Source organism: Paraoerskovia marina DSM 21750 (genome assembly GCF_000701465.1).
Classification (GTDB): Bacteria; Actinomycetota; Actinomycetes; order Actinomycetales; family Cellulomonadaceae; genus Paraoerskovia; species Paraoerskovia marina.
Map to the genome: position 1 here is coordinate 988,690 of NZ_JNIY01000003.1, position 22,244 is coordinate 1,010,933.

20 protein-coding genes and 1 other RNA gene are annotated in these 22,244 nt (G+C 69.4%); 18 read left to right on the forward strand and 3 right to left on the reverse strand.

The annotated features are described in order from the left end of the window. Window positions 1-92 precede the first annotated feature (92 nt). The 9 genes from ftsE to Q343_RS0104715 all read left to right on the forward strand — a co-directional run bounded on the left by ftsE (window position 93) and on the right by Q343_RS0104715 (window position 9,858). On the forward strand, window positions 93-845 hold the full coding sequence (ftsE, locus tag Q343_RS0104680) for a cell division ATP-binding protein FtsE (protein WP_081829606.1): 753 nt from the start codon (window positions 93-95) through the stop codon (window positions 843-845). Between the two features lie 3 nt (window positions 846-848). Then, window positions 849-1,760 (forward strand): permease-like cell division protein FtsX, encoded by a 912-nt coding sequence (gene ftsX, locus Q343_RS0104685; protein ID WP_029252430.1) that lies wholly within the window; start codon window positions 849-851, stop codon window positions 1,758-1,760. A 6-nt stretch (window positions 1,761-1,766) separates the two neighbouring features. Next, complete coding sequence (locus Q343_RS0104690; protein WP_029252431.1) at window positions 1,767-3,233, forward strand: M23 family metallopeptidase; 1,467 nt, start codon at window positions 1,767-1,769, stop codon at window positions 3,231-3,233. Between the two features lie 108 nt (window positions 3,234-3,341). Beyond that, entirely contained in the window at window positions 3,342-3,812 is a 471-nt protein-coding gene (smpB, locus tag Q343_RS0104695; RefSeq protein ID WP_029252432.1) for an SsrA-binding protein SmpB, read from the forward strand. A 75-nt stretch (window positions 3,813-3,887) separates the two neighbouring features. Continuing rightward, a complete protein-coding gene (locus tag Q343_RS0104700) occupies window positions 3,888-4,301 on the forward strand; it encodes a hypothetical protein (protein ID WP_029252433.1) in 414 nt (137 codons plus the stop codon). Between the two features lie 111 nt (window positions 4,302-4,412). Further along, window positions 4,413-4,779, forward strand: a transfer-messenger RNA (tmRNA) gene (gene ssrA / locus Q343_RS14825). A gap of 160 nt (window positions 4,780-4,939) precedes the next feature. Then, window positions 4,940-6,619: an MFS transporter gene (locus tag Q343_RS0104705; RefSeq protein ID WP_081829607.1), complete on the forward strand. Its 1,680-nt coding sequence runs from the start codon at window positions 4,940-4,942 to the stop codon at window positions 6,617-6,619. Between the two features lie 24 nt (window positions 6,620-6,643). Next, window positions 6,644-8,257, forward strand: coding sequence for an amidohydrolase (locus Q343_RS0104710; protein ID WP_029252435.1), 1,614 nt, complete (start codon window positions 6,644-6,646; stop codon window positions 8,255-8,257). Next, on the forward strand, window positions 8,254-9,858 hold the full coding sequence (locus Q343_RS0104715; protein ID WP_029252436.1) for an MFS transporter: 1,605 nt from the start codon (window positions 8,254-8,256) through the stop codon (window positions 9,856-9,858). Before Q343_RS0104710 ends, Q343_RS0104715 begins: the two co-directional genes overlap by 4 nt. Window positions 9,859-9,863: 5 nt before the next feature. Here the strand turns inward: Q343_RS0104715 and Q343_RS0104720 are convergent, their stop codons facing one another. Beyond that, a complete protein-coding gene (locus Q343_RS0104720; RefSeq protein WP_029252437.1) occupies window positions 9,864-10,202 on the reverse strand; it encodes a hypothetical protein in 339 nt (112 codons plus the stop codon). After that, window positions 10,199-11,227: a DUF4349 domain-containing protein gene (locus Q343_RS0104725; RefSeq protein ID WP_052366855.1), complete on the reverse strand. Its 1,029-nt coding sequence runs from the start codon at window positions 11,225-11,227 to the stop codon at window positions 10,199-10,201. The genes Q343_RS0104720 and Q343_RS0104725 overlap by 4 nt, the downstream gene beginning before the upstream one ends. A 109-nt stretch (window positions 11,228-11,336) precedes the next feature. Here Q343_RS0104725 and Q343_RS0104730 point away from each other — a divergent pair, with 109 nt between their 5' ends. From Q343_RS0104730 to Q343_RS0104770, 9 genes are all read left to right on the forward strand, one after another. Further along, window positions 11,337-12,200, forward strand: a complete 864-nt coding sequence (locus tag Q343_RS0104730) for a PfkB family carbohydrate kinase (RefSeq protein ID WP_029252439.1) — start codon at window positions 11,337-11,339, stop codon at window positions 12,198-12,200. A gap of 81 nt (window positions 12,201-12,281) precedes the next feature. Beyond that, entirely contained in the window at window positions 12,282-13,445 is a 1,164-nt protein-coding gene (locus Q343_RS0104735; protein ID WP_081829608.1) for an ROK family transcriptional regulator, read from the forward strand. Between the two features lie 97 nt (window positions 13,446-13,542). After that, a complete protein-coding gene (locus Q343_RS0104740) occupies window positions 13,543-14,829 on the forward strand; it encodes an extracellular solute-binding protein (RefSeq protein ID WP_231959196.1) in 1,287 nt (428 codons plus the stop codon). A 139-nt stretch (window positions 14,830-14,968) separates the two neighbouring features. Next, entirely contained in the window at window positions 14,969-15,922 is a 954-nt protein-coding gene (locus Q343_RS0104745; RefSeq protein WP_029252442.1) for a carbohydrate ABC transporter permease, read from the forward strand. Next, complete coding sequence (locus Q343_RS0104750) at window positions 15,919-16,848, forward strand: carbohydrate ABC transporter permease (protein WP_081829610.1); 930 nt, start codon at window positions 15,919-15,921, stop codon at window positions 16,846-16,848. The genes Q343_RS0104745 and Q343_RS0104750 overlap by 4 nt, the downstream gene beginning before the upstream one ends. A gap of 1 nt (window position 16,849) precedes the next feature. Next, entirely contained in the window at window positions 16,850-17,848 is a 999-nt protein-coding gene (locus Q343_RS0104755; protein ID WP_248616734.1) for an ROK family protein, read from the forward strand. Next, window positions 17,836-18,618, forward strand: a complete 783-nt coding sequence (gene nagB / locus Q343_RS0104760) for a glucosamine-6-phosphate deaminase (RefSeq protein ID WP_029252445.1) — start codon at window positions 17,836-17,838, stop codon at window positions 18,616-18,618. The genes Q343_RS0104755 and nagB overlap by 13 nt, the downstream gene beginning before the upstream one ends. Before the next feature lie 139 nt (window positions 18,619-18,757). After that, complete coding sequence (locus Q343_RS0104765) at window positions 18,758-19,057, forward strand: DUF3039 domain-containing protein (RefSeq protein ID WP_029252446.1); 300 nt, start codon at window positions 18,758-18,760, stop codon at window positions 19,055-19,057. Further along, a complete protein-coding gene (locus tag Q343_RS0104770; RefSeq protein WP_029252447.1) occupies window positions 19,054-20,883 on the forward strand; it encodes a DEAD/DEAH box helicase in 1,830 nt (609 codons plus the stop codon). The genes Q343_RS0104765 and Q343_RS0104770 overlap by 4 nt, the downstream gene beginning before the upstream one ends. A gap of 4 nt (window positions 20,884-20,887) precedes the next feature. Here Q343_RS0104770 and Q343_RS0104775 read toward each other — a convergent pair whose 3' ends face one another. Further along, window positions 20,888-22,210, reverse strand: a complete 1,323-nt coding sequence (locus tag Q343_RS0104775; protein WP_029252448.1) for a nicotinate phosphoribosyltransferase — start codon at window positions 22,208-22,210, stop codon at window positions 20,888-20,890. Window positions 22,211-22,244: the final 34 nt, after the last annotated feature.

A 22,244-nucleotide genomic window follows, 5' to 3' on the forward strand; every position in this document is an offset into this window, starting at 1 on the left:
TGTCGGTCGGCGTACCGCGAAGGCTCGGTGCTTAGCCTCGAGTCGACCGAGGGCACGACCGTGCCCCGCCTCGACCGACGGTGAGTGCCCCTGTGATTCGCTTCGAAAACGTCACGAAGACGTACGCGCGTGGGGCGAGACCCGCCCTCGACGACGTCTCGCTCGACATCGACCGCGGTGAGTTCGTCTTCCTGGTCGGGGCCTCAGGGTCCGGAAAGTCGACCTGCCTGCGTCTCGTCCTGAGGGAGGAACGGCCGTCCGCGGGCGCCGTCCACGTCGCGGGGCGGGACCTGAGCAGGCTCTCGAGCTGGAAGGTTCCCGACCTGCGTCGTCAGATCGGCGTCGTCTTCCAGGACTTTCGCCTGCTGCCCAACAAGACCGTCTACGAGAACGTCGCGTTCGCCCTCCAGGTGCTCGGTCGCAGGCGGCACACCATCTCGCTCGCGGTCCCCGAGGTCCTCGAGCTCGTCGGGCTCGAGGGCAAGGAGAAGCGTCGCCCGCACGAGCTCTCGGGTGGGGAGCAGCAACGCGTCGCGCTGGCCCGGGCGTACGTCAACCGACCCCCGATCCTGCTCGCCGACGAGCCGACCGGGAACCTGGACCCGACGACGGCGCTGGGCATCATGCGTCTGCTCGACCGGATCAACCGGACGGGCACGACGGTCGTCATGGCCACGCACGACGAGGAGACCGTGAACCAGTGGCGGCGTCGTGTGATCGAGCTGGACGACGGGACGGTCGTCCGGGACGAGGCCGAGGGGATCTACGACTCGTCGAGGCGCGGCGATCCGGGGACACCGGGCATCGCCGCGGCGGGCGAGCCTCTCCCGATCGGCGAGGTGTAGACGATGCGGGGTCAGTTCATCCTCGGGGAGGTCGGTGCGGGGCTGCGTCGGAACCTCTCGATGACCGTGGCGGTCGTGCTCGTGACCTTCGTGTCGCTGACGTTCGTCGGTGCCGCGGCGCTTCTTCAGCTGCAGATCGACAAGCTCCAGGGCGACTGGTACGAGCAGGTCGAGGTGACGGTCTATCTCTGCCCGCAGGACTCTCCGCAGGCGGCCTGCGCCGGGGGAGAGGCGACGCAGGAGCAGCAGGAGGACCTCGAGCGCGTGATCGCGACCGAGCTCGACGGTGTCGTCGAGGAGGTGCGCGTCGAGTCCAAGGAGGACGCGTTCGACGCCTTCACGCAGCGGTACCCCGACGGATACCTCGGGACACCGCTGACGGTCGACGACATGCAGAGCTCGCTGCACCTGACGCTCGTCGACCCTGAGGAGTACGAGGTCGTCAACGACGTCCTGACCGGACGGCCGGGTGTCGAGTCCGTCGAGGACGACCGGGCGATCTTCGAGCCGCTGTTCCTGGTGCTCAACCGGCTCTCGCTCCTGGCGGCCGGGCTGGCGGTCGTCATGCTCGTGACGGCGGTCCTGCTGATCAGCACGACGATTCGCCTCTCGGCGTTCAGCCGGCGCCGAGAGACGTCGATCATGCGGCTCGTCGGCGCCTCGAACACCGTGATCCAGCTGCCGTTCCTCCTGGAGGGCGCGATCGCGGCAGTGCTCGGCTCCCTGCTCGCGATCGGTGGCCTCCTCGTCGGCGTGAGGTATCTCATCACGGACTGGCTGGCGGGTTCCGTCCCCTGGGTGAACTATGTCGACACGGGCGATGTGATCCAGGTCGCACCGTTCCTGATCCTGATCGCACTGGTTCTCTCGGTGGGCTCGTCCTACCTCACCCTTCGTCGATACACGAGAGTCTGATCGTTCATGACACGTCGCACGTCACGCTGGATGGCCACCGCAGTCGTCGGAGCCCTGATCGCCGTGGGCGCGACCCCGGCGGTCGCCGACGACATCGACGACCGCCGCGCCGAGGTCGAGCAGCAGCAGGCTCAGGCGAGCGCCGAGCGTGAGGAGCTCGCGCACGAGCTCGAGGGAACCGACGCGGCACTGGCCGCGGCCGTGCTGGAGCTGCACGACATCGAGGCGCAGCTCCCGGGCGCCGAGGTCGAGCTCGCGGCCGCCGAGGCCGAGGTGGAGCGGACCCGCCGCGAGGCCGAGCAGCTGGCGCAGCGGCTCGCGGACGCGCAGGACGAAGAGGTGCAGGTCACCGAGGAGATCGACACCAGCGCCGAGGAGGTCGACGACGCGCACGCGAACCTCGCGGAGATGGCGCGCCGGTCGTTCCGCGGCGAGGGGTCGCTGAGCAGCCTGGGGATCGTGACCGGTGCGCAGAGCGCCGAGGAGTTCGTCGACGAGTACGCGGCCGCGTCGTCGGCCGCCCGCAGCACCTCGCAGACCCTCGACGAGCTGAGGGACGCGGAGTCGATCGCGCGCAACCGGTCCGCGCGGCTCGAGGCCATCCGCGAGACGATCAGCGACCTCAAGGCGCAGGCAGACCAGAACGTCCTCGACGCGGAGGCCGCCCGCCAGGCCGCGGAGGAGCGCAAGGCAGAGCTCGAGCGACTCCAGGCCGAGCAGCAGGAGAAGCAGGCGGAGATCGAGGCGCAGAAGGCGCAGGCCGAGCAGGACCTGGCCGACGTCGTCTCCGAGCAGAACTCCCTCGAGGCCGACCTCAAGTCGGTCATCGCCGAGCAGGACGCCCGCGACGCGCGGATCCAGGCCGAGAAGGAGGCCGCCGCGAAGGCCGCCGCCGAGAAGGCGGCGGCCGAAGAGGCTGCGCGGAAGGAGGCCGAAAAGGATAGCGGTTCGTCCTCCTCTGGCGGATCGTCCTCCTCCGGGGGGTCGTCCTCCTCGGGTGGCAGCTCGAGCTCTGGTGGGAGCTCCGGCTCAGGCGGCGGCTCGTCCTCCTCGAGCTCGTCCTGGGGGCTCTCGTGGCCGACGGCGGTGCCGGTGATCACGTCGTACTACGGGATGCGCAAGCACCCGTTCCTGGTGGGCGTCACACGTCTGCACGCCGGGCTCGACCTCCGCGCGCGCTGTCCGGGCGGGCAGGGGACGGCGATCTACGCGGCGCAGAGCGGGACGGTCCTCTATTCCCGGTGGTACGGCGGGCTCGGGCAGCAGGTGCTGGTCAACCATGGCTCGCACGGTGGCAACAGCGTGATGTCGAGCTACAACCACCTCTCGGTCCGTTCGGTCTCGGCCGGGCAGTACGTGTCCAAGGGTCAGCTGGTCGGTTACTCGGGCACGACCGGGACCTCGCAGGTCTGCCACCTGCACTTCGAGGTGTATCGCAACGGCTCGACCGTGGACCCGCTCTCGTACCTCTGACCACGCATATCAGCTGGGTCACGGCGGGTCCGGTCGCGTAGATTGGTCCGTGACGCCCGACGGCGTAGCCCACGCCCGGCGTGGATCGACGAGCGGATTGGATGGGTGATGGCGAAGGACACGGGGCGCAACGTCGTCGCGACGAACCGCAAGGCCCGGCACGACTACCTGATCCGGGACGTCTTCGAGGCAGGAATCGTCCTCAACGGCACCGAGGTCAAGGCGCTGCGGCAGGGGAGGGCGTCCCTGGTCGACGGGTATGCCGCGGTGGATCACGGCGAGGCCTGGCTCGAGAACGTCTACATCCCCGAGTACTCGCAGGGGACGTGGAACAACCACGCGCCGAGGCGCCGTCGCAAGCTGTTGCTGCACCGGAGCGAGATCGACCGCCTGGAGGCCAAGACGCGGGAGAAGGGACATACCCTCGTCCCGCTCCAGCTCTACTTCGTCGACGGTCGGGCGAAGGTCGAGATCGCGCTCGCACAGGGAAAGCGTGAGTACGACAAGCGGCAGGCGCTGCGGGAGAAGCAGGACAACCGCGAGGCGCACCGGGCCATGCGCCAGCGTGAGCTGCGGTAGGGCTCAGCGCTGGTGAGGAGGCGGGCGACGCCGTAGCGTACGGGCCGTTCGTCCGTCTACTCTCGGAGGCCCTCCATGGCTCAGCTCAGCCAGTACATCCCGCGTCTCGCCGCCGGCGCGTTCATCCTCAGCTCCGGCCTGGACAAGCGCGGCGCCGACGCCGACACGGCGGCCTACCTGCACGGCACCGCCGCTGCGGCACTCCCGTTCCTCGACGAGGTCGAGCCCGAGGAGTTCACCAAGGCGCTGTCGACCGGTGAGATCGCGCTGGGTGCCGCTCTCGTCACGCCGTTCGTGCCCTCGGGGCTCGTCGGCGTCGCGCTCGGAGCGTTCTCCGGTGCGCTGGTCGGGATCTATCTCAAGACGCCGGGGCTGACCCGGGAGGACGGCGTGCGCCCGACCCCCGAGGGCATCGGGATGGCGAAGGACGTGTTCCTGCTCGGAATCGCCGGCGGGCTGGTCGCCGGGGCGCTCCGTCGCAAGCGCTAGCGGAATAGTCGTGCACCGATCGCCGTTGACCCCGTAGGATGCATCCTGCGCGGGTCGGCGGCAGTCGGTCCACGCGGTGGCTCGCGGGCCACCAAGATTGACAACTGCACAGGGGGTGATCGGTTTCGACGGTGGTCGTGCTTCAGGGAGAAGCGGGCCGAGAATGCAGACTTATCTCGTTAACGATGTCTGCAAACCTATAGGTGCCGATAACAAGCGCACCGACTTCGCCCTCGCCGCCTGAGCGAGCCTCGAAGTCCGTCAGCCCGGGATAGCTCTCGTCCCGGTTCCTGGCGTCAGCTAGAGAGCCACTGCTCGCGTCGTTCGTCGGTGACGACGCGGGGACTTTCAGCCGACTGGGCCCGTCAGCACCTTGTCCGTGTGAGTGCTGGGGCCGAGAAAAGCGGAGCGGACTGCGCCCGGAGAAGTCCTTGATAATCGCTGCCGGACCGGGGTTCGATTCCCCGCACCTCCACCCCTCGTGACGAGCCCCACCCTGTTCAGGGTGGGGCTCGCTGCTTTGCAGCCGATTTCGGCGTGCCGTCCCTTTGTTCCGGTCATATGGTCGGCAGTGCGACCGAACGCGTCGCACTGATCGGCCGTCGACGTCTGCGACGTCATGAACACCGGAGGAACGCATGAGTCAGTCGAGTGCGACGAGAAAGGGGACGACCGCGGCGATGGTCGCGCTGACCGCGGCGTCGTGCCTGCAGGTCGTCGACCCCACGGCGAACAACATCTCGGTCGTCGGTGCGAGCTCCGAGCTGGGGATGGACGCCGCCCAGCGCGCGTTCGCCGCCAGCATCGGCACGCTCGCCCTGGCCGCCGCCATCCTGACGACGGGTGCGCTCGGAGACCGCCTGGGTCGACGGAAGGTCATGCTCGCAGGTCTCCTCGTCGCAGGCGCCGGCGGTGTGATCACCGCGTTCGCCCCGACCACAGGTGTCTTCATGCTCGGCCGCGCTGTCACCGGGATCGGTATCGCGGCGGCGTTCGGTCTCAGCTTCGCCCTGATCCGGGCGGTGGCCCCGGACGCCATCCCCAAGTCCGTCGCCTTCTGGCTCGCCGGACAGACGGCGGCTGCACTGGTGCTCGGAGTTCTCGTCGGATGGGTCGCCGGCTTCGGCTGGCGCTTCGGCTATCTGGTTCTTCCCGCGGTCGCAGTGATCGCGTTCCTCATGTGCATGCGGGGGTTGCCCGAGGCCAAGGCGGACAAGGTCGGACCCTTCGACTACGTCGGCCTCTCGTCCGTCGCCATCGCGCTCGTGGGCATCATCTACGGACTCTCCAACGCCGGCAACGCCGGCTGGGGATCGTCGACGGTGATCATCCCCGTGCTCATCGGCCTGGTCGCGATGGCCATCTTCATCTGGTGGGAGGCTCGCGTCGAGTTCCCCGCGTTCCCCGTCAAGCTCTTCAAGGACCCCGAGCTCGCGGGCTCGGTCGCCACCGGCTTCTCGTTCAACATGTGGCAGGCCGTCGTGATGATCCAGCTCTCGATGCTGTGGCAGTACGTCTACCAGTACCAGCCGCTCCAGGTCAGCCTCGGACAGCTCCCGATGAACCTCGCGATGGTCGTCGGCGCCACGGTCGCCGGCCGCCTGCTCGCCCGCAAGCTCCCGGTCATCATCCTGCTGAGCGCCGGCCACCTCATGCTCATCGGCACGCTCGTGATGTTCGGGTTCTCCACGACGACCACGCCGTACATCTTCTTCGCCATCCCGATGATCGTCGGTGGTTTCGCCCGGATGCTCAACGAGACGACCATGGGTCAGTACTTCGTCGGCAAGCCGCCGGCGGCCCTGACCGGTTCGATGGCCTCGTCCAAGACGGCGATCGGCCAGACGAGCTTCGCGCTCGGCACCGCGCTGAGCACGACGTTCCTCTTCGGCCAGTATGGCCGCGGCATCGCCGAGGCCTTCGACAAGGCGAACGTCGAACCCTCGCAGCAGGGCTACTACACGGGAATGATCGAGACCTACGTCTCGGGCGGCGACATGTCGGACTACGACTCCGAGCAGGTGCAGACGGTGGTCGACCAGGCGAGCGACGTCTTCGTCTCGTCCTTCAACGGCACGATGTTCATCATCGCCGGTTTCCTGACGGTCTTCGCGATCATCAGCACGCTGTTCTTCATGAAGGCGAGCCGGATGCGCAAGGCCGGCACGCTCGTCGACGGCCCGCTCACGCTGGACGGCCGTCCGGCGGCTCTGGTCGGCGGTGGATCGGCCGAGGCGGCCGACGTCGACCGGCCGGGCGAGTCCGGTCCGGGCGATTCCGCCGACGGGCCCGCGTCCCCGCCGTCTCCGGCTTCCTGACCGGCGACGAGAAGAGGCTGTCGCATGAGCAACGTCGACCTGATCTTGGTCAACGGTTCCGTCGTCACGGTCGACGAGGACGGGACGGTCGCGGAGGCGATCGCCGTCGACGACGGTCTGATCGTCGCCGTCGGAACCTCAGACGACGTCCGGGCCCTCGCGGGCCCGGACACGGAGGTCGTCGATCTCGCCGGGACGACGGTGGTCCCCGGCTTCGTCGACGCGCACAGTCACGTGTCGATGGGGGCGCCGTACATCAAGCACGCGGCCCTCCACACCCCGCCCGTGGGGGAGACGCGGACGGTGCCCGACATCGTGCGCAGGCTCCACGAGGCCAAGGACCGCAACCGGCCTGCGCCCGGCGAGTGGGTGATCGGCTGGGGCTACTACCCGGACGAGATGGACGACGGCGGTGAGGTCACCGCGGAGATGCTGGACCGTGAGTTCCCGGACCACCGCGTCGCGATCGTCCACGTCTCGGGGCACGGCGGCGTCGTGAACTCGCGGGTGCTCGAGGCCGCGGGGTTCACGGCGGGCGTCGAGGACCCGGACGGCGGCACGATCGTCCGCTATCCGGGGACGGACACCCCCAACGGTGTGCTCTGGGAGCAGGCGTGGATCCCGATCGCCTTCTCGCTCTTCGACTTCGACGACGACGCGTTCGTCGAGATGCTCGGGGAGTACGCACGGTTCGGGATGACCACCGTGCAGGACGGGGCCGCCACGGTCGACCAGATCAAGTACGTGCGCTCCTTCGCGGAGTCGAGAGGCCTGCCGGTCGACGTCCGCTCGCTCGTGATCTTCAATGAGTTCCAGGAGGCCCTCGACGAGGGCCTCCTGGGGACCAGCAGCCACGGGCACACCGTCCAGGGCCTCAAGCTCATCCTCGACGGCTCACCCCAGGGAAAGACGGCGTACGTCACCGAGGAGTACGTCACCGGCGGTCCCGGGGGCGAGGAGCACTGGCACGGGCTCGCCGTGATCGACCAGGCGACGACCGACGCACTCGTCGAGCAGGCCTATCGCCACGGGGTGCAGGTCTTCGCGCACTGCAACGGAGACGCGTCGATCGACCAGCTGCTCGCGGCACATCGTGCCGCCAAGGAGGCCGGGGTCTCGTCCCCGGGCCGCACGGTCCCCATCCACTCGCAGGTCATGCGTGCGGACCAGCTCGACGACTACGTCGCCGAGGGTTTCAACCCCTCGATGTTCACCATCCATACGTACATCTTCGGGGACACGCACCTGCGCAACTTCGGCCCCGAACGCGCAGCCGGGATCTCGCCACTGCGCTCGGCGACGGCCAAGGGCCTGCGGCCCACGAATCACTCCGACTACCCGATCACACCCATCAACCCGATGGTCCTCCTGTGGACGTCCGTCGTCCGGCGATCCACCGGTGGTGCCGTGCTCGGCGCGGACGAGCGGGCCACCCCGATCGACGGACTCCGGGCGCTGACGATCAACGCAGCGTACGAGCACCGGACCGAGGACGACCGCGGCTCGCTGGAGGTCGGCAAGATCGCCGACCTCGTGCTCCTCGACGCGAACCCGCTCGAGGTCGACCATGATGCGATCAAGGACATCTCCGTCCTGCGCACCATCAAACGAGGAACCACGGTGTACTCAGCCTCATGACGAAAAACGCAGCGGCAGAGCCGACGGCCGACGGCGTCGCCCGTCGGCCCGGTGCCGCGATCTTCGCGCTGACGATGGCCGGTGTCGCCCAGGCCGCGGACGTGTCCCTGCACAACACCGCGATCGCGTCGGCCGCCTCCGACCTCGGGATGTCGCCCTCTGAACGGGCTTTCGCCGCGTCGGTCGCGACGCTCGCGATGGCGGCGTCGATCCTGGCGATCGGGAACCTCGGTGACCGCATCGGGCGGCGGCTCGTGCTGCTGTGGGCGTGCGGCGCGCTCCTCGTGGGAGGCCTCGTGACCGCCGTCGCGCCGAGCGCGGAGGTCTACATCGGGGGCCGTGTCCTGACCGGCTTCGGTCTGGCGGGGACGCTCTGCCTCTCGATGGCCCTGATCAGGACCGTCGCACCCGACCGGGTCGGCAAGGCGCTGTCGCTGTTCTTCACCGGTCAGGTCGCGTTCACGATCCCGCTCACGATCCTGGGCGGGTGGCTGATCGGCGGGTCCTGGCGCTACGGGTACCTCGTCGTGCCCGTGGTCGGGATCATCGCGTTCGTGCTAAACAAGCGGTTCGTGCCGCGCTCCAAGGCGGTCCACGCACGGAGCACCGACGGCGTCGGGCTCAGCCTGATCGCCGTCGCGCTGGTCGGGATCATCTGGGGGGTCTCCGACGCCAGCGGCGGGTGGACCTCGGCGCGGGTTCTCGTCCCGCTGCTCATCGGCGTGGCGGCCCTCGTCGCCTTCCTGTGGTGGGAGACCCATCACGACGAGCCGGCGCTTCCGGTGAAGCTCTTCAAGGACCCGGACCTCGCCGGAGCGCTGACCGCCGACGTCTCGTTCAACATGTGGCAGGCGGTCATGGTCCTGCAGCTCTCCCTCCTGTGGCAGTACGTGTACTCCTACGACGCACTGCAGGTCACCGTCGGGCAGCTGCCGGCGACCATCGCGATGGTCCTCGGCGCGTTCGCGGCGGGCCGGCTCGCGACGCGGGGCCAGAGCGCTCAGTCGATGGTCCTGGTCGGGCTCGCGGGTGTCGCGATCGCCATGGGCGTCTTCGCCCTCGCGGGCGGCTCGAGCCCGTACTGGGTGTTCGGGCTCGGACTGGTCGTCGGCGGGTTCTCTCGCATGCTGACCGAGACCGCCGCCGGCGAGTTCTTCGTGGGCAAGCCGCCGGCCGACCTCGTCGGTGCGACGGTCGCGAGCAAGCCGGCGATCGGGCAGGCCTCGTTCGCCCTGGGCCTTGCGCTGAGCTCGAGCCTTCTGTACGGGGGCTTCGGCAACGGGCTCCAGGACGTCTACGACGAGGTCGGGCTGACCCCGGTCCAGCAGACGCAGATCTCTGGCTACGTCGCCGGGGGAGAGGCACCCGGGTGGGTCGCCGACTCCCCGCAGGCCGACGAGATCGTCCAGGGGGCGACGGACGCCTACGTCACGGCGTACCAGACGACGACGGGCGTGTTCGCGGTCGTCTTCGTCCTCCTCTTCCTCGTCGCGGCCTGGTTCCTGGCGATCCTCCCGCGTCGGCGCGCGCGAGCAGGTCTGGCTCCGGACGGGTCGGCCGGTCCCACGGACAGTTCCGCGAGCGGCGCGGCCGGGGCGTAGCGGCTCTACCAGCCAGAGCGGGCGATCGCCTCGTCCCGTGCGTCACCGGCCAGCCACTGCATCCGCAGGGGCTGGCCGGTGACCGTGAACGTCCCGGTGTCCCATTGCACGACGGCGGGTACCTCAAGATCGACCTCGTCGCTGAACAGCCGTGGCCGCGCGGGGTCGACGAAGGTCACGCACCACTCCGTCTGCTCGGTGGGATTGACGTGGCAGGGATGCGTCGCGGGGCCGATCCGGTCCCAGTGACGGTGCACCCGGGTCACGAGGGTCCCCACCTGACGATCGCCGTCGAAGAGCCACGCGGCCGCGCCGCTGCCGTCGCGGGCGGGAGACGTCGTCATCGCCCTGTCCCTGACATCTGCACCGACCGCGACGTGCTCTCGTCGCGGCCCGGGTGCGGTTCGTCGTCGTGGTCACCCGCGTGGCCGGTGCCGGGTCCGCCGCCCCCCGGAGCAGCCGGGTCGTTCGCGTCGGGGCCGCCGGGCGCCGTCCCGCCGGCACGTCGACGACGTAGGGTCCGGACGAGCAGATAGGCGAGGGCGGCCGGGACGATCCAGGGCAGAGCCGCCCCGATGGCCACGATCAGGACGTCCACGGTGGAGACCAGTGCCGACCATCCCGCCAGGACCCCGCCGGTGAACCCGCCCGGAGCGAGCTCCGTCGGTCCGGGAGCGGCCGAGACGGAGACCGTCAGGGTCGACATCGCCACCTGCTCGGTCAGCTGGTCACGCTGGGCCGACAGGCTGTCGAGCTCGGCCTGGCGGGTCGTCAGCTCGGACTCCGCCTCGATCAGCTCAGAGGTGGACTCGGCGGCGTCGATCAGCTCGGTGAGGCGGTCCACCGAGGCGCTGAGTGCGCGGATGCGAGCATCGAGGTCCTGGCCGGTCGCGGTGACGTCGACAGAGTCGACGGAGACGTCCACGACGTCCCCGGCTCCCTCGAGAGCCGTGACGGTGTCCGAGACGCGGTCGGCGGGGAGCCGGATCGTGATCGTCGCGCTCGGCTCGATCTCGTCCGTCCTTGCCGTCTGGCTGCGCGACTCGACCCATCCGCCCGCCGTCTCAGCCATCGTGGCGATCTCACCGACCGTCTCGGCCGGGTCGTCGGCCACCAGCGAGACCCAGCCGCTCGTCACGACCTCGCGGTCCTGCGAGACCGCGTCGCTGCTCGGGAGCGCGGCGCGGTCGCCGTCGGCAACCTCTCCGACGTCAGCGGCGGCCGAGTCCTCGACGCCCATCTCGGTGCTCGACGAGTCGGCGGAGTCCGACGCGCCCGAGGTGCAGCCGGCAAGGGCGAGCACCGCACCCGTCGCGAGGGCGACGACGAGGCCGCCGCGGCGGGTGGTCCGGCTCGTGCGCATCGTCATGGTGCGACCGTAGAGCGGCAGACGCCGGAGCAGCAGGGGTTTCGGCCGATCGTGATCGGTTCGTGGCTCGTTCGTGACGTCTTCGTCGCCGGAGTGCCACGATGCAGGGATGATCGTGTGCTGCGGGCTCCTGACCGTCGACGTGCTGCAGACCGTCGAGCGGCTGCCACGTCCTGACGAGAAGGTCGTCGCCCGGCAGCTCGCCGTGGACTTCGGCGGGCCGGCGGCGAACGCGGCGGCGACGGCGGTTGCGCTGGGCTCCGGCGTCCGTCTCGTGGCGTCGGTCGGTGACGGTCCGCTCGCGCAGATCGCCCGGTCAGGACTCGACCGCGCGGGTGTCACCGTCGCCGACGTCGCCGACGGTGGTGACCCGGCGCTGTCGACGGTTCTCGTGACCGCAGGGACCGGCGAGCGCGCCGTCGTGAGCACGAACGCGACGTCCGCCGTCGGCGCGTCCGTCGATGTCGACGACCTGGCGAGGGGCATGGGTCCGGGCGACGTCCTGCTCGTCGACGGCCACCTGCCGGAGATCGCCCTGGCGTTGGCGAGGGAGATCCGTCGCCGCGGGGGGATCGTCGTGATGGACGCCGGGTCCTGGAAGCCGGGCACGGGCGAGCTCGTGGCGGCGAGCGATCTTGTGGTGGCCTCGGCCGACTTCCGTATCCCGACGGACCTGCGGGAGAGCGGGCGCGGCGTCGTCGAGACCCTGCTGTCCTGGGGCCCTCGCACGGTCGCGCAGAGCGCGGGCGGGGCGAGCTTCGTCGCCTCGGTCCGTGGCGTCCCGACGACGATCCTGGTGCGACGCCCGGACCGGGTCGTCGACACCCTGGGGGCGGGGGACGTCCTGCACGGTGCGCTCGCCGCGTTCTGCGACCAGGGCCTCGACGACGAGGTCGCGCTGCAGCGCGCCGCGGACGTCGCCACGGTGTCGGTCGGGCACCGTGGGGCGCGTGGCTGGATCGTTGAACCTTAAATGTCACCACTTGGCAACGGTTTGGACACGGTCCTTCGTTTTGGTTGACACCCCCTTAGTAAAGGGGGTCTACTAACAAACATGACGACGGACGTCACGCGCAACGTGGCCACCATGCGAGGGCTGAGCTCCAGGCTCCGACCCCTCACCAAGGTGCTGCCCGAGCACGCGCGTGCTCACAACAGGTCGCTCGTGCTGCAGCACCTGTTCCACGAGGGGCCGACCTCCAGGGCGGACCTGGCGCGTGCCACGCAGCTCACTCGCGTCACGATCTCCGACCTCGTCTCCGCGCTCATCGCCGAGGGGCTCGTCGAGGAGCTCGGCGTCCGCCCCGGCCAGCGCGTCGGCAAGCCCGCGATCCTCGTGGGAATGCGCACCAGCGCCTACCAGATCGTCGCGGTCGACCTCACCGACGACATGGAGATGCGCGGCGCCGTGATGTCGCTGAACGGTGCCATCGTCGTCCGGTCGCAGCTCAACATCGAGGGGCGCACGGGTGCCGATCTCGTCGACCTGCTCGCCCGCTTCATCCGTGGCCTGATCGCGTCGGCCACGCAGCCTGTGCTCGGCGTCGGCATCGGTTCGCCCGGTGTCGTCGACCCCGAGGGGCTGGTCGTCGAGGCCCCCAACCGCCGGTGGTTCGACGTCCCGCTGGCCGCGGACCTCGCCGACCGTCTCGGTCTCCCGGTCCACGTCGCGAACGACGCCAACATCGCCGCGCTCGCCGAGTTCACGTTCGGCAACGCCGACGGTGACGGCTTCATGATCGTCACGGTCGGTCAGGGCGTCGGTGCAGGCGTGGTCGTCGACGGGTCCCCGATGCGCGGCTACCGCAACGCCGCAGGAGAGATCGGGCACGTCACCGTCCTCGCCGAGGGTGGCCTGCGCTGTGCCTGCGGGCGCGACGGCTGCCTCGAGACCGTCCTCGCCGTCCCCGCGCTGCGCAGCGCGACCGCGGGACTGTCCACACAAGACTCCGATGCCGCGCTGGCATCGGCAGGCAGGCTCCTGGGCACCGCCCTCGCTCCTGTCATCAGTGCGCTGAACCTCTCCGAGGTTCTCCTGAGCGGACCCGCCGAGCTTCTCGACGGGCCACTGAGAGAAACGGCGCTCGAAGTCATCCGCGATCGGACGATGCCGGCGGTCAACGCCGGTCTCACGTTCCGGATGGCGTCCCTGGATGAGGACGTGGTGCTCTCCGGAGCAGCGGTTCTCGTTCTCTCCGGACAGCTCGGGGTCTCCTGAGCCGGGCCGGAGGAGCGGACATCCGCATGACCTCCCGAATTACCTCAGGTGGCGTCCCCAGCGCCACCACAGCGATACACCGAGAGGAAGTACCCCAGTGAAGAGGAACCGCCTCGTCGCCACCACGGTGGCTTCGACGATCACCCTGGCCCTCGCGCTCGCCGCGTGTGGCTCCGACGACTCCAGCTCCGACGAGGGCAGCTCCGACGCCGCCGTCGAGTCTGGTGACCTCCGCGTGTGGCTGGTCGGCACCGACACGCCGCAGGATGCACGCGACTACCTCATCGAGACCTTCGAGTCCGAGAACGAGGGCTCGACGCTCACCATCGAGGAGCAGGCCTGGGACGGCCTCGTCGACAAGCTGACGACGTCCCTCTCCTCCTCCGACAGCCCCGACGTCGTCGAGGTCGGAAACACGCAGGCCTCGGCCTTCACGTCGGCCGGCTTCTTCGCCGACCTCACCGAGGACTACGACGCCCTCGGTGGCGACGACCTGCTCCAGGGCTTCGTCGAGGCGGGCACGTACGACGACAAGTTCTACGCAGCCCCGTACTACTCCGGTGCACGTGCGGTGTTCTACACCCCGCAGATCGTCACCAACGAGATCCCGACCACGCTGGACGAGTACATCTCGACCGCCAAGGACAACACGACCGACGACGTGTCGGGCATGTGGTGGCCGGGTCAGGACTGGTACAACGCTCTCCCGTTCGTCTGGGAGAACGGTGGCTTCATCGCCGAGCAGGCCGACGACGGCACCTGGGAGGCAGGCTTCTCCTCCGAGGGTGGCATCAAGGGCCTCGAGCAGGTCCAGGACCTGATGGTCAACGCCTCGAACGCTCCGGCCGACGGCCAGGAGACGGACCTGCAGGTTCCGTTCTGTGAGGGTTCGGTCGGCTACCTGTCGGCTCCGACCTGGATCAAGTGGTCGATCGTGGCTGAGCCCGACGCCGAGGTTCCGGGCTGCTCGGACACCTACGGTTCGGACCTCGCCGCCTTCGCCCTCCCGGGTGCTGACGGTGGCGCTGCCCAGGTCTTCGCCGGTGGCTCGAACATCGCGGTTGCCGCGAAGTCGGAGAACCCTGAGCTCGCCAAGTCGGCGCTCGAGATCATGCTCTCGGACGGCTACCAGAAGATCCTCGCCGGCAACGGCCTCATCCCCGCCAAGGTCTCGCAGGCCGAGTACCTGCCGGACGACGAGATCACGCAGGCCGGTGCTGCTGCCGCTGCGAACTCGAAGCTGACCCCCGCGTCGCCCAAGTGGGCTGACGTCGAGGCGCAGAAGGTCCTCCAGGACTCGTTCGTCAAGATCGCTCAGGGCGGCGACGTCACGGAGATCGCGACGGCACTGGACGAGCAGATCGAGTCGATCCTCAACAGCTGATCCCACGGTGAGTCACCGCACGCGGTGACAACCCTGCACTGTCAAGGGGTGGGGGCCCCGACGGGTCCCCGCCCCTTGGCATGAGTACACCGCACTGCGACGCGTACCTCGTGCGCGCAGACACCGACGGAGTGAGGAAATGAGCTCAACGACTCTGGAGAACCCGACCGCGGAGCGGTCGAGCGGTTCCCAGCCCGAACGGAAGAAGCGCAAGTCGCCGCTTCCCTGGTTCCTTCTGGCGCCGACCCTCATCGTTCTGGGCGTTCTGACCGGCTACCCGCTGATCCGCCTGATCATCATGTCGTTCCAGGAGTACGAGCGCGCCCAGCTCATGGGCGTCCCCGCCGAATGGGTGGGATTCCAGAACTACACCGACATTCTCACCGACCCGGACTTCTGGACCGTGCTCGCCCGGAGCTTCGTGTTCATGATTTTCTGCGTCTTCTTCACGATGCTGCTGGGCATTCTGATCGCCCTCCTGATGCTTCGCCTGAACAAGGGCTTCAAGCTCCTCACCTCGATCGGCCTGCTGCTCGCGTGGGCGATGCCGCAGCTCGCCACGATGATCGTCTTCGGGTGGATCTTCGACACCGAGTACGGCGTCGTGAACCACGTCCTGACGTCGATCACCGGCAACGACTGGATGGGCCACTCGTGGCTCATCAACCCGCTCTCGTTCTTCTTCGTCGCCGGCATCGCCATCATCTGGCAGGCGGTCCCCTTCATCGCGTTCACGATGTATGCGGGCCTGAGCCAGGTTCCCGGAGAGGTCCTCGAGGCGGCGCAGCTCGACGGCACCAGCCCGTTCCAGCGCTTCCGCCTCATCATGGTGCCGTTCGTCCGCAGCATCCTCACGGTGCTCATCATCCTGTCGATCATCTGGGACCTGCGCGTCTTCACCCAGATCTTCGCCCTGCAGGGTGTCGGCGGCATCAGTGAGCAGACGAACACGATCGGTACGTACATCTACCAGGTCGGTATGGCGCAGGGGCACTACGGCCCCGCAAGCGCGATCGCGGTCATCCTGGTCATCATCATGATGGCGATCTCGTACTACTACGTGCGCCAGACCCTGAAGGAGGAAGAGCTGTGAGTACCTCCGCAGCGGCGATTGCCCCCGAGCGCCAGACGCGTTCGTCAACGAAGCCTCCGGCGGTCCGTCGGAGCAAGGACACCCGACGCAAGGCGCGCAACAGCGTGATCTGGTCGGCGATCTCGGTCGTCGTGTTCCTGTTCTCGATCTTCCCGGTCTACTGGATGGTCAACTCCTCGTTCCTTCCCACGTCCATGATCCGTGGGTCGGAGCTGCACCTCTGGCCGGGTTCCAACTTCACCTGGCGCAACTACGAGGTCGCGATCTTCGAACAGGATCGGTCACCGTTCGGTCCCGCGCTGCAGACGTCGCTCCTGGTGACGTTCTTCACGCTGATCTTCGCCCTCCTGTTCGCGTTCCTCGCGTCCATCGCGATCTCTCGCTTCAAGTTCAAGGGTCGCTACACGTTCATCATCACGATCCTCGCCGTCCAGATGATCCCCGCCGAGGCCATGATGATCTCGATCTTCCGGATCATCGACTCCTGGCAGCTGCTGAACACGATCGTCGGTCTCGGCATGGTGTATCTCGCGGCGGTTCTCCCGTTCACGATCTGGACGCTGCGTGGCTTCGTCAACGCCGTGCCGGCAGACCTCGAGGAAGCCGCGATGATCGACGGCTGCTCGCGGACCAAGGCGTTCTGGAAGGTCACCTTCCCGCTGCTGGCTCCCGGCCTCGTGGCGACCGGCGTCTTCGCCTTCATCCAGGCCTGGAACGAGTTCGTGATGGCACTGATCATCATGACCCGGCCCGAGAACATGACGCTGCCGGTCTGGCTGCGGACGTTCCAGCAGGCCACGATGGCGACGAACTGGGGGGCACTGATGGCGGGCGCGACCCTCATCGCCATCCCGGTCGTCATCTTCTTCATGATCGTTCAGGGCCGAATGACTGGTGGTCTTGTTTCCGGTGCTGTGAAGGGCTGATGTGAGCGAGCTCAGTTCGGTGGCCTCGTCTACGGACGAGGCCACCGCCTCCGCCGGCCTGGCCCAGGGCTATGCCGTGGGTCTGGACGTCGGGGGAACCAAGATTCTCGGTGTCCTCGTCGGGCCGGACGGCTCTGTCGAGGGGACGCTCCGGCTCCCCACCCGGTGGGGACCCGAGGGTGTCGTCTCGAGCGCCGCGGAAGCGGTCACAGGGCTCCTGGACGCTGCGGGCGTACCGGTCGAGCGCCTGACCTCGGTGGGCGTCGGGGTGCCCGGGCTCGTGGACCCGGCATCGGGAGGCGTGCAGCACGCCGTCAACCTCGGGATCGACGCAGAGACGTTCCTGCTGGCCTCCCTGCTCTCCGAGCACCTGGGCGGCGTGCCGGTGAGCGTCGACAACGACCTCAACGTGGCAGCGCTCGGCGCAGCCTCCGTCACCGGCGGGGACGTCGACCTGGCGTTCCTGGCGCTCGGGACCGGGCTTGCCGCGGGAATCGTCCTCGGGGGAGAGCTCCGCCGTGGCGTGTCGGGCGCCGCCGGCGAGATCGGCCACATCCCGGTGGACCCCCGCGGACCGCTGTGCGCGTGCGGTCAGCGAGGATGTCTCGAGACGTACGCCTCGGGCACGGCACTCGGTGCCCGCTGGCCGTCGCAGCACGGTCGTCCGGCCCCCGCGGAGCTCTTCGAGGCCGCGGCGGGCGGAGACGAGCGGGCGGTCCTCGTGAAGAACGAGTTCGTCACGGCCGTGGCTGCCGCGATCCGTCTTCTGGTCCTGTCGTACGACGTCGAGCACGTCGTTCTCGGCGGCGGCGTCAGCATTCTCGGCGCACCTCTGCTGGACGCCGTGGCCGTCGCACTCGAGGAGCAGGCATCGTCCTCGCCGTTCCTTGCGTCGTTGGAGATCGCGGACCGCGTCCGCCTCTGTCCGACCGACGTACCCGTCGCCGCCGTGGGCGCAGCCCTCGCCGGTCGCAGAAAGGTGTCGAAATGGAAGTTGTGATTGCACCGGCGGAAGAGCTTGCGAAGCTCGCCGCCGACACGATCGAGGCAAAGCTGCGGGAGAACCCGGCAGCCGTGCTCGGCCTCGCCACCGGATCGAGCCCGTTGAAGGTGTACGACGAGCTGGCCCGCCGTCACGCAGAGGACGGGTTGTCCTTCGCCGAGGCGAAGGCGTTCATGCTCGACGAGTACGTCGGGATCGACGCCGACCACCCGGAGCGCTACCGCAACGTCATCGAGACCGAGATCGCGTCGCGGGTCGACTTCGCACCCGGCGCGGTGAACGGACCGGACGGGCTGGCCGAGGACCTCGTCGCGGCCTGTGCGGACTACGAGCGTGCCATCGAGTCGGCCGGCGGGGTGGACGTCCAGCTCCTCGGAATCGGCACGGACGGGCACATCGCGTTCAACGAGCCCGGCTCGTCGCTCGCGTCCCGGACCCGGATCAAGACGCTCACCGCGCAGACCCGTGAGGACAACGCGCGGTTCTTCGAGGACGACCTGGACCAGGTGCCGCAGCACTGCCTGACCCAGGGCCTCGCGACGATCATGTCGGCCAAGCACCTGGTGCTCCTGGCGACCGGCAAGGGCAAGGCGGAAGCGGTCCACCAGCTCGTCGAGGGCCCGATCTCGGCCATGTGGCCGGGGACGATCATGCAGATGCACCCGCACGCGACGGTGCTCGTGGACGAGGCTGCGGCCAGCCGCCTGCAGCTCGGCCAGTACTACCGGCAGACCTTCGCGTCCAAGCCCGAGTGGCAGGGACTCTAACCGGACCGACACGTCGCGTCGACGAGCGGGAGGCCATACGGTCTCCCGCTCGTCGTCGTCTCCGCAGGTTGTGCCCCGAGGCGCTCGTCGCCCGGACCCGTCCGTCGTCGTGGGGGTGGGTGGACGTAGTATCGGGGGCATGACTGAACCGACCACCCCTGCTGACCCGCTCGAAGGTACGGGCACGTCGACCAGCGTCCTCGAACGGACCGAGGCCGAGGAGAAGGTCGAGCCCGGCGACCACGAGCGCTTCGCGCACTACGTGCGCAAGGAGAAGATCATGAAGTCCGCGATGTCCGGCAAGCCGGTCATCGCGCTCTGCGGGAAGGTCTGGGTGCCCGGCCGGGACCCCAAGAAGTTCCCGGTCTGCCCCGCGTGCAAGGAGATCTACGAAGGCCTGCGCAGCCCGCAGGACGGCGAGGGTGATTCCGGCAAGTGAGCGAGCGCGCCTCGTCCCGGCAGGACCAGCTCGACCTTCGTCAGACCGCACCGCAGCACGCGTCGTCCTCCGCGGCGTCGAACCTCTCCCCGGCGTTCCCCCGACGGGCCCCGTGGGGGACCGCCTCGAAGCTCCGTGCCTGGCAGGCCGAGGCGATCGAGCAGTACCGGGTCGCCGCACCGCGAGACTTCCTCGCCGTCGCGACCCCGGGGGCCGGCAAGACGACCTTCGCGCTGCGTATCGCGACCGAGCTCCTCGAGCAGGGCGTCGTGCGTCGGGTGACCGTGGTCGCGCCGACCGAGCACCTCAAGCACCAGTGGGCCGACGCCGCGGCGCGGGTGGGCATCCGGATCGACCCGAACTTCCGCAACAGCCAGGGTCGTCACGGAGCGCACTACGACGGCGTCGCCCTGACGTATGCCCAGGTGGCCGCCAAGCCGGCGCTCCACACCGCCCGGACCGCGGCCGCGCCGACGCTCGTCATCCTCGACGAGGTGCACCACGGTGGCGACGCGCTCTCGTGGGGCGACGCCGTCCGTGAGGCCTTCGAGGGCGCCGACCGCCGTCTCGCGCTGACCGGCACGCCGTTCCGGTCCGACACCGCCGCGATCCCGTTCGTCCGCTACGAGCGCGACGCGCACGGCGTGCGACGGTCGGCCGCCGACTACACGTACGGCTACGGCGAGGCGTTGCGCGACCACGTCGTGCGGCCGGTGCTGTTCATGACGTACTCCGGCGCGATGCGCTGGCGTACGCGGGCCGGCGACGAGGTCAGCGCCCGGCTCGGCGAGGACATGACGAAGGACCTCACCGCGCAGGCCTGGCGCACGGCGCTGGACCCGAACGGTGAGTGGATCCCGTCGGTGCTCGCTGCTGCGGACCGTCGGCTGACGGAGGTGCGGCGGACGGTCCCCGACGCGGGCGGGCTCGTCATCGCGTCGGACCAGACGGATGCGCGCGCGTACGCGGGCCACCTGGCGCGGATCACGGGGAGGTCGCCGACGGTGGTGCTCTCCGACGACGACGGCGCGAGTGCCCGGATCGACGAGTTCAGCGACTCGGACGACCGGTGGATGGTCGCGGTCCGGATGGTCTCCGAGGGCGTCGACGTGCCGAGGCTCGCCGTCGGCGTGTACGCGACGTCGACGTCGACCCCGTTGTTCTTCGCCCAGGCGGTCGGCCGGTTCGTCCGTGCGCGTCGTCGTGGGGAGACGGCGTCGATCTTCCTGCCCAGCGTCCCGCTGCTGGTCGATCTGGCGAATGCGATGGAGATCGAGCGTGACCACGCGCTCGACCGCCCGCTGACCGCGGAGGAGCAGGGGGAGGAGTTCGATCCGGAGGCCGACCTGCTGGCGGCGGCGAACCGCGAGGAGAAGGCGTCGGACGACATGGCGCAGGGCACGTTCGAGGCGCTCGACGCGCAGGCGTCGTTCGACCGTGTGCTCTTTGACGGCGGTGAGTTCGGCACGGGGGCTGACGTCGGCTCCGACGACGAGCAGGACTTCCTGGGCCTGCCGGGTCTGCTCGACGCCGACCAGGTCGCGACGCTGCTGCGGCAGCGTCAGGCGAGCCAGGTCTCCGCGCGGTCGAAGAAGGGCCCGAGCGCGGCGGAGCGTGCCGAGCTCGAGCACCGGAAGGCGGGCGAGCTCCGCAAGGAGCTGTCGCAGCTCGTCTCGGCGTGGGCACGTCGCAGCGGGCAGCCGCACGGCTCGGTGCACACCGAGCTGCGGCGTCGCTGCGGAGGGCCCGAGGTCCCGCTGGCGACGGTCGAGCAGCTGCAGAAGCGCACCGAGGTGGTACGCGGCTGGTTCGTCGGACGGCGCTAGCGGGTCAGCCCAGGTCGATGTTCACGGTCGGGATGACGGGGTCGCCGTCGGAGAGCCGGCGCGCACCGCGGGGGAGCTCGGCGCGGGAACGTTCGTGGCGGCTCGCGGCCGTGCGGACGCCGTACGGACCCGTCCAGCGGGAGTCGATCGCGCCGTCGAGCACCAGTGGGACCTGCAGGGCGCGGGCCTGTCCGCTCTCGGACCTCCAGGCCGCCACGGCGTCCTCGTGGCCCGTGAGCAGGACCTCGCTCTGCGAACGACCGTCGATGCCGGTGACCCGGTTGGCGGTCTTGCGGCCGCCCCGGCTGGCCTTGGACGGTGAGGTCTTCTCGACGGGCTCGATCATGCCGTTCGACGCCTCGCGAGCGACGAGCTTGTAGACCATGCCGCACGTCGGGTGGCCGGACCCGGTGACGAGCCGGGTGCCGACGCCGTACGCGTCGACCGGTGCGACGGCCAGCGCGGCGATCGCGTGCTCGTCCAGGTCGGACGTGACGACGATCTTGGTGTCCCGCGCGCCGAGGCTGTCGAGCTGACGGCGGACCTCGACCGCGAGCGACCCGAGGTCGCCGGAGTCGATGCGCACCGCGCCGAGGCTCGTCCCCGCGACGTCGATCGCGCGGCGGACCCCGGCCGCGACGTCGTAGGTGTCGACCAGGAGCGTCGTCTGCGGGCCGAGCGCCGCGATCTGACCCGCGAACGCGGCCTGCTCGTCGTCGTGCAGCAGGGTGAACGCGTGCGCGGAGGTGCCCGTGGTCTCCAGGTCGTAGCGACGACCGGCCTCGAGGTTCGACGTGGACCCGAACCCGGCGATCACGGCGGCCCGGGCCGCGGCGACGGCGGCCTCCTCGTGGGTGCGGCGCGACCCCATCTCGATGCAGGGTCGGTCGACGGCAGCGCTGGTCATCCGCGACGCGGCGGCTGCGACGGCCGAGTCGTGGTTGAGGATCGAGAGGACGAGGGTCTCGAGGAGCACGCACTCGGCGAACGTCCCTGTGACGGTGAGCACCGGCGACGCCGCGACGTACGTCTCACCCTCGGGATACCCGTGGATCGTGCCCCGGAAACGGAACTTCGCCAGGAAGTCGAGCGTGGTCCGGTCCACGACACCCGCCTGCGAGAGCCAGGCGAGGTCGTCGTCGTCGAACCGGAAGTCCGCGAGCGCCTCGAGGAGCCGGCCCGTGCCCGCGACGACGCCGTAGCGCCGGCCGGGGGGCAGGTTGCGCGTGAAGACCTCGAACGTCGAGTGACGGTACGCCGTGCCGTCGGCGAGCGCGGCCCGGAGCATCGTCAGCTCGTAGCGGTCGGTCAGGAGCGAGGTCGTCATGGTTCTCACACTATGCGGTGCCTTGGTGCGCGTG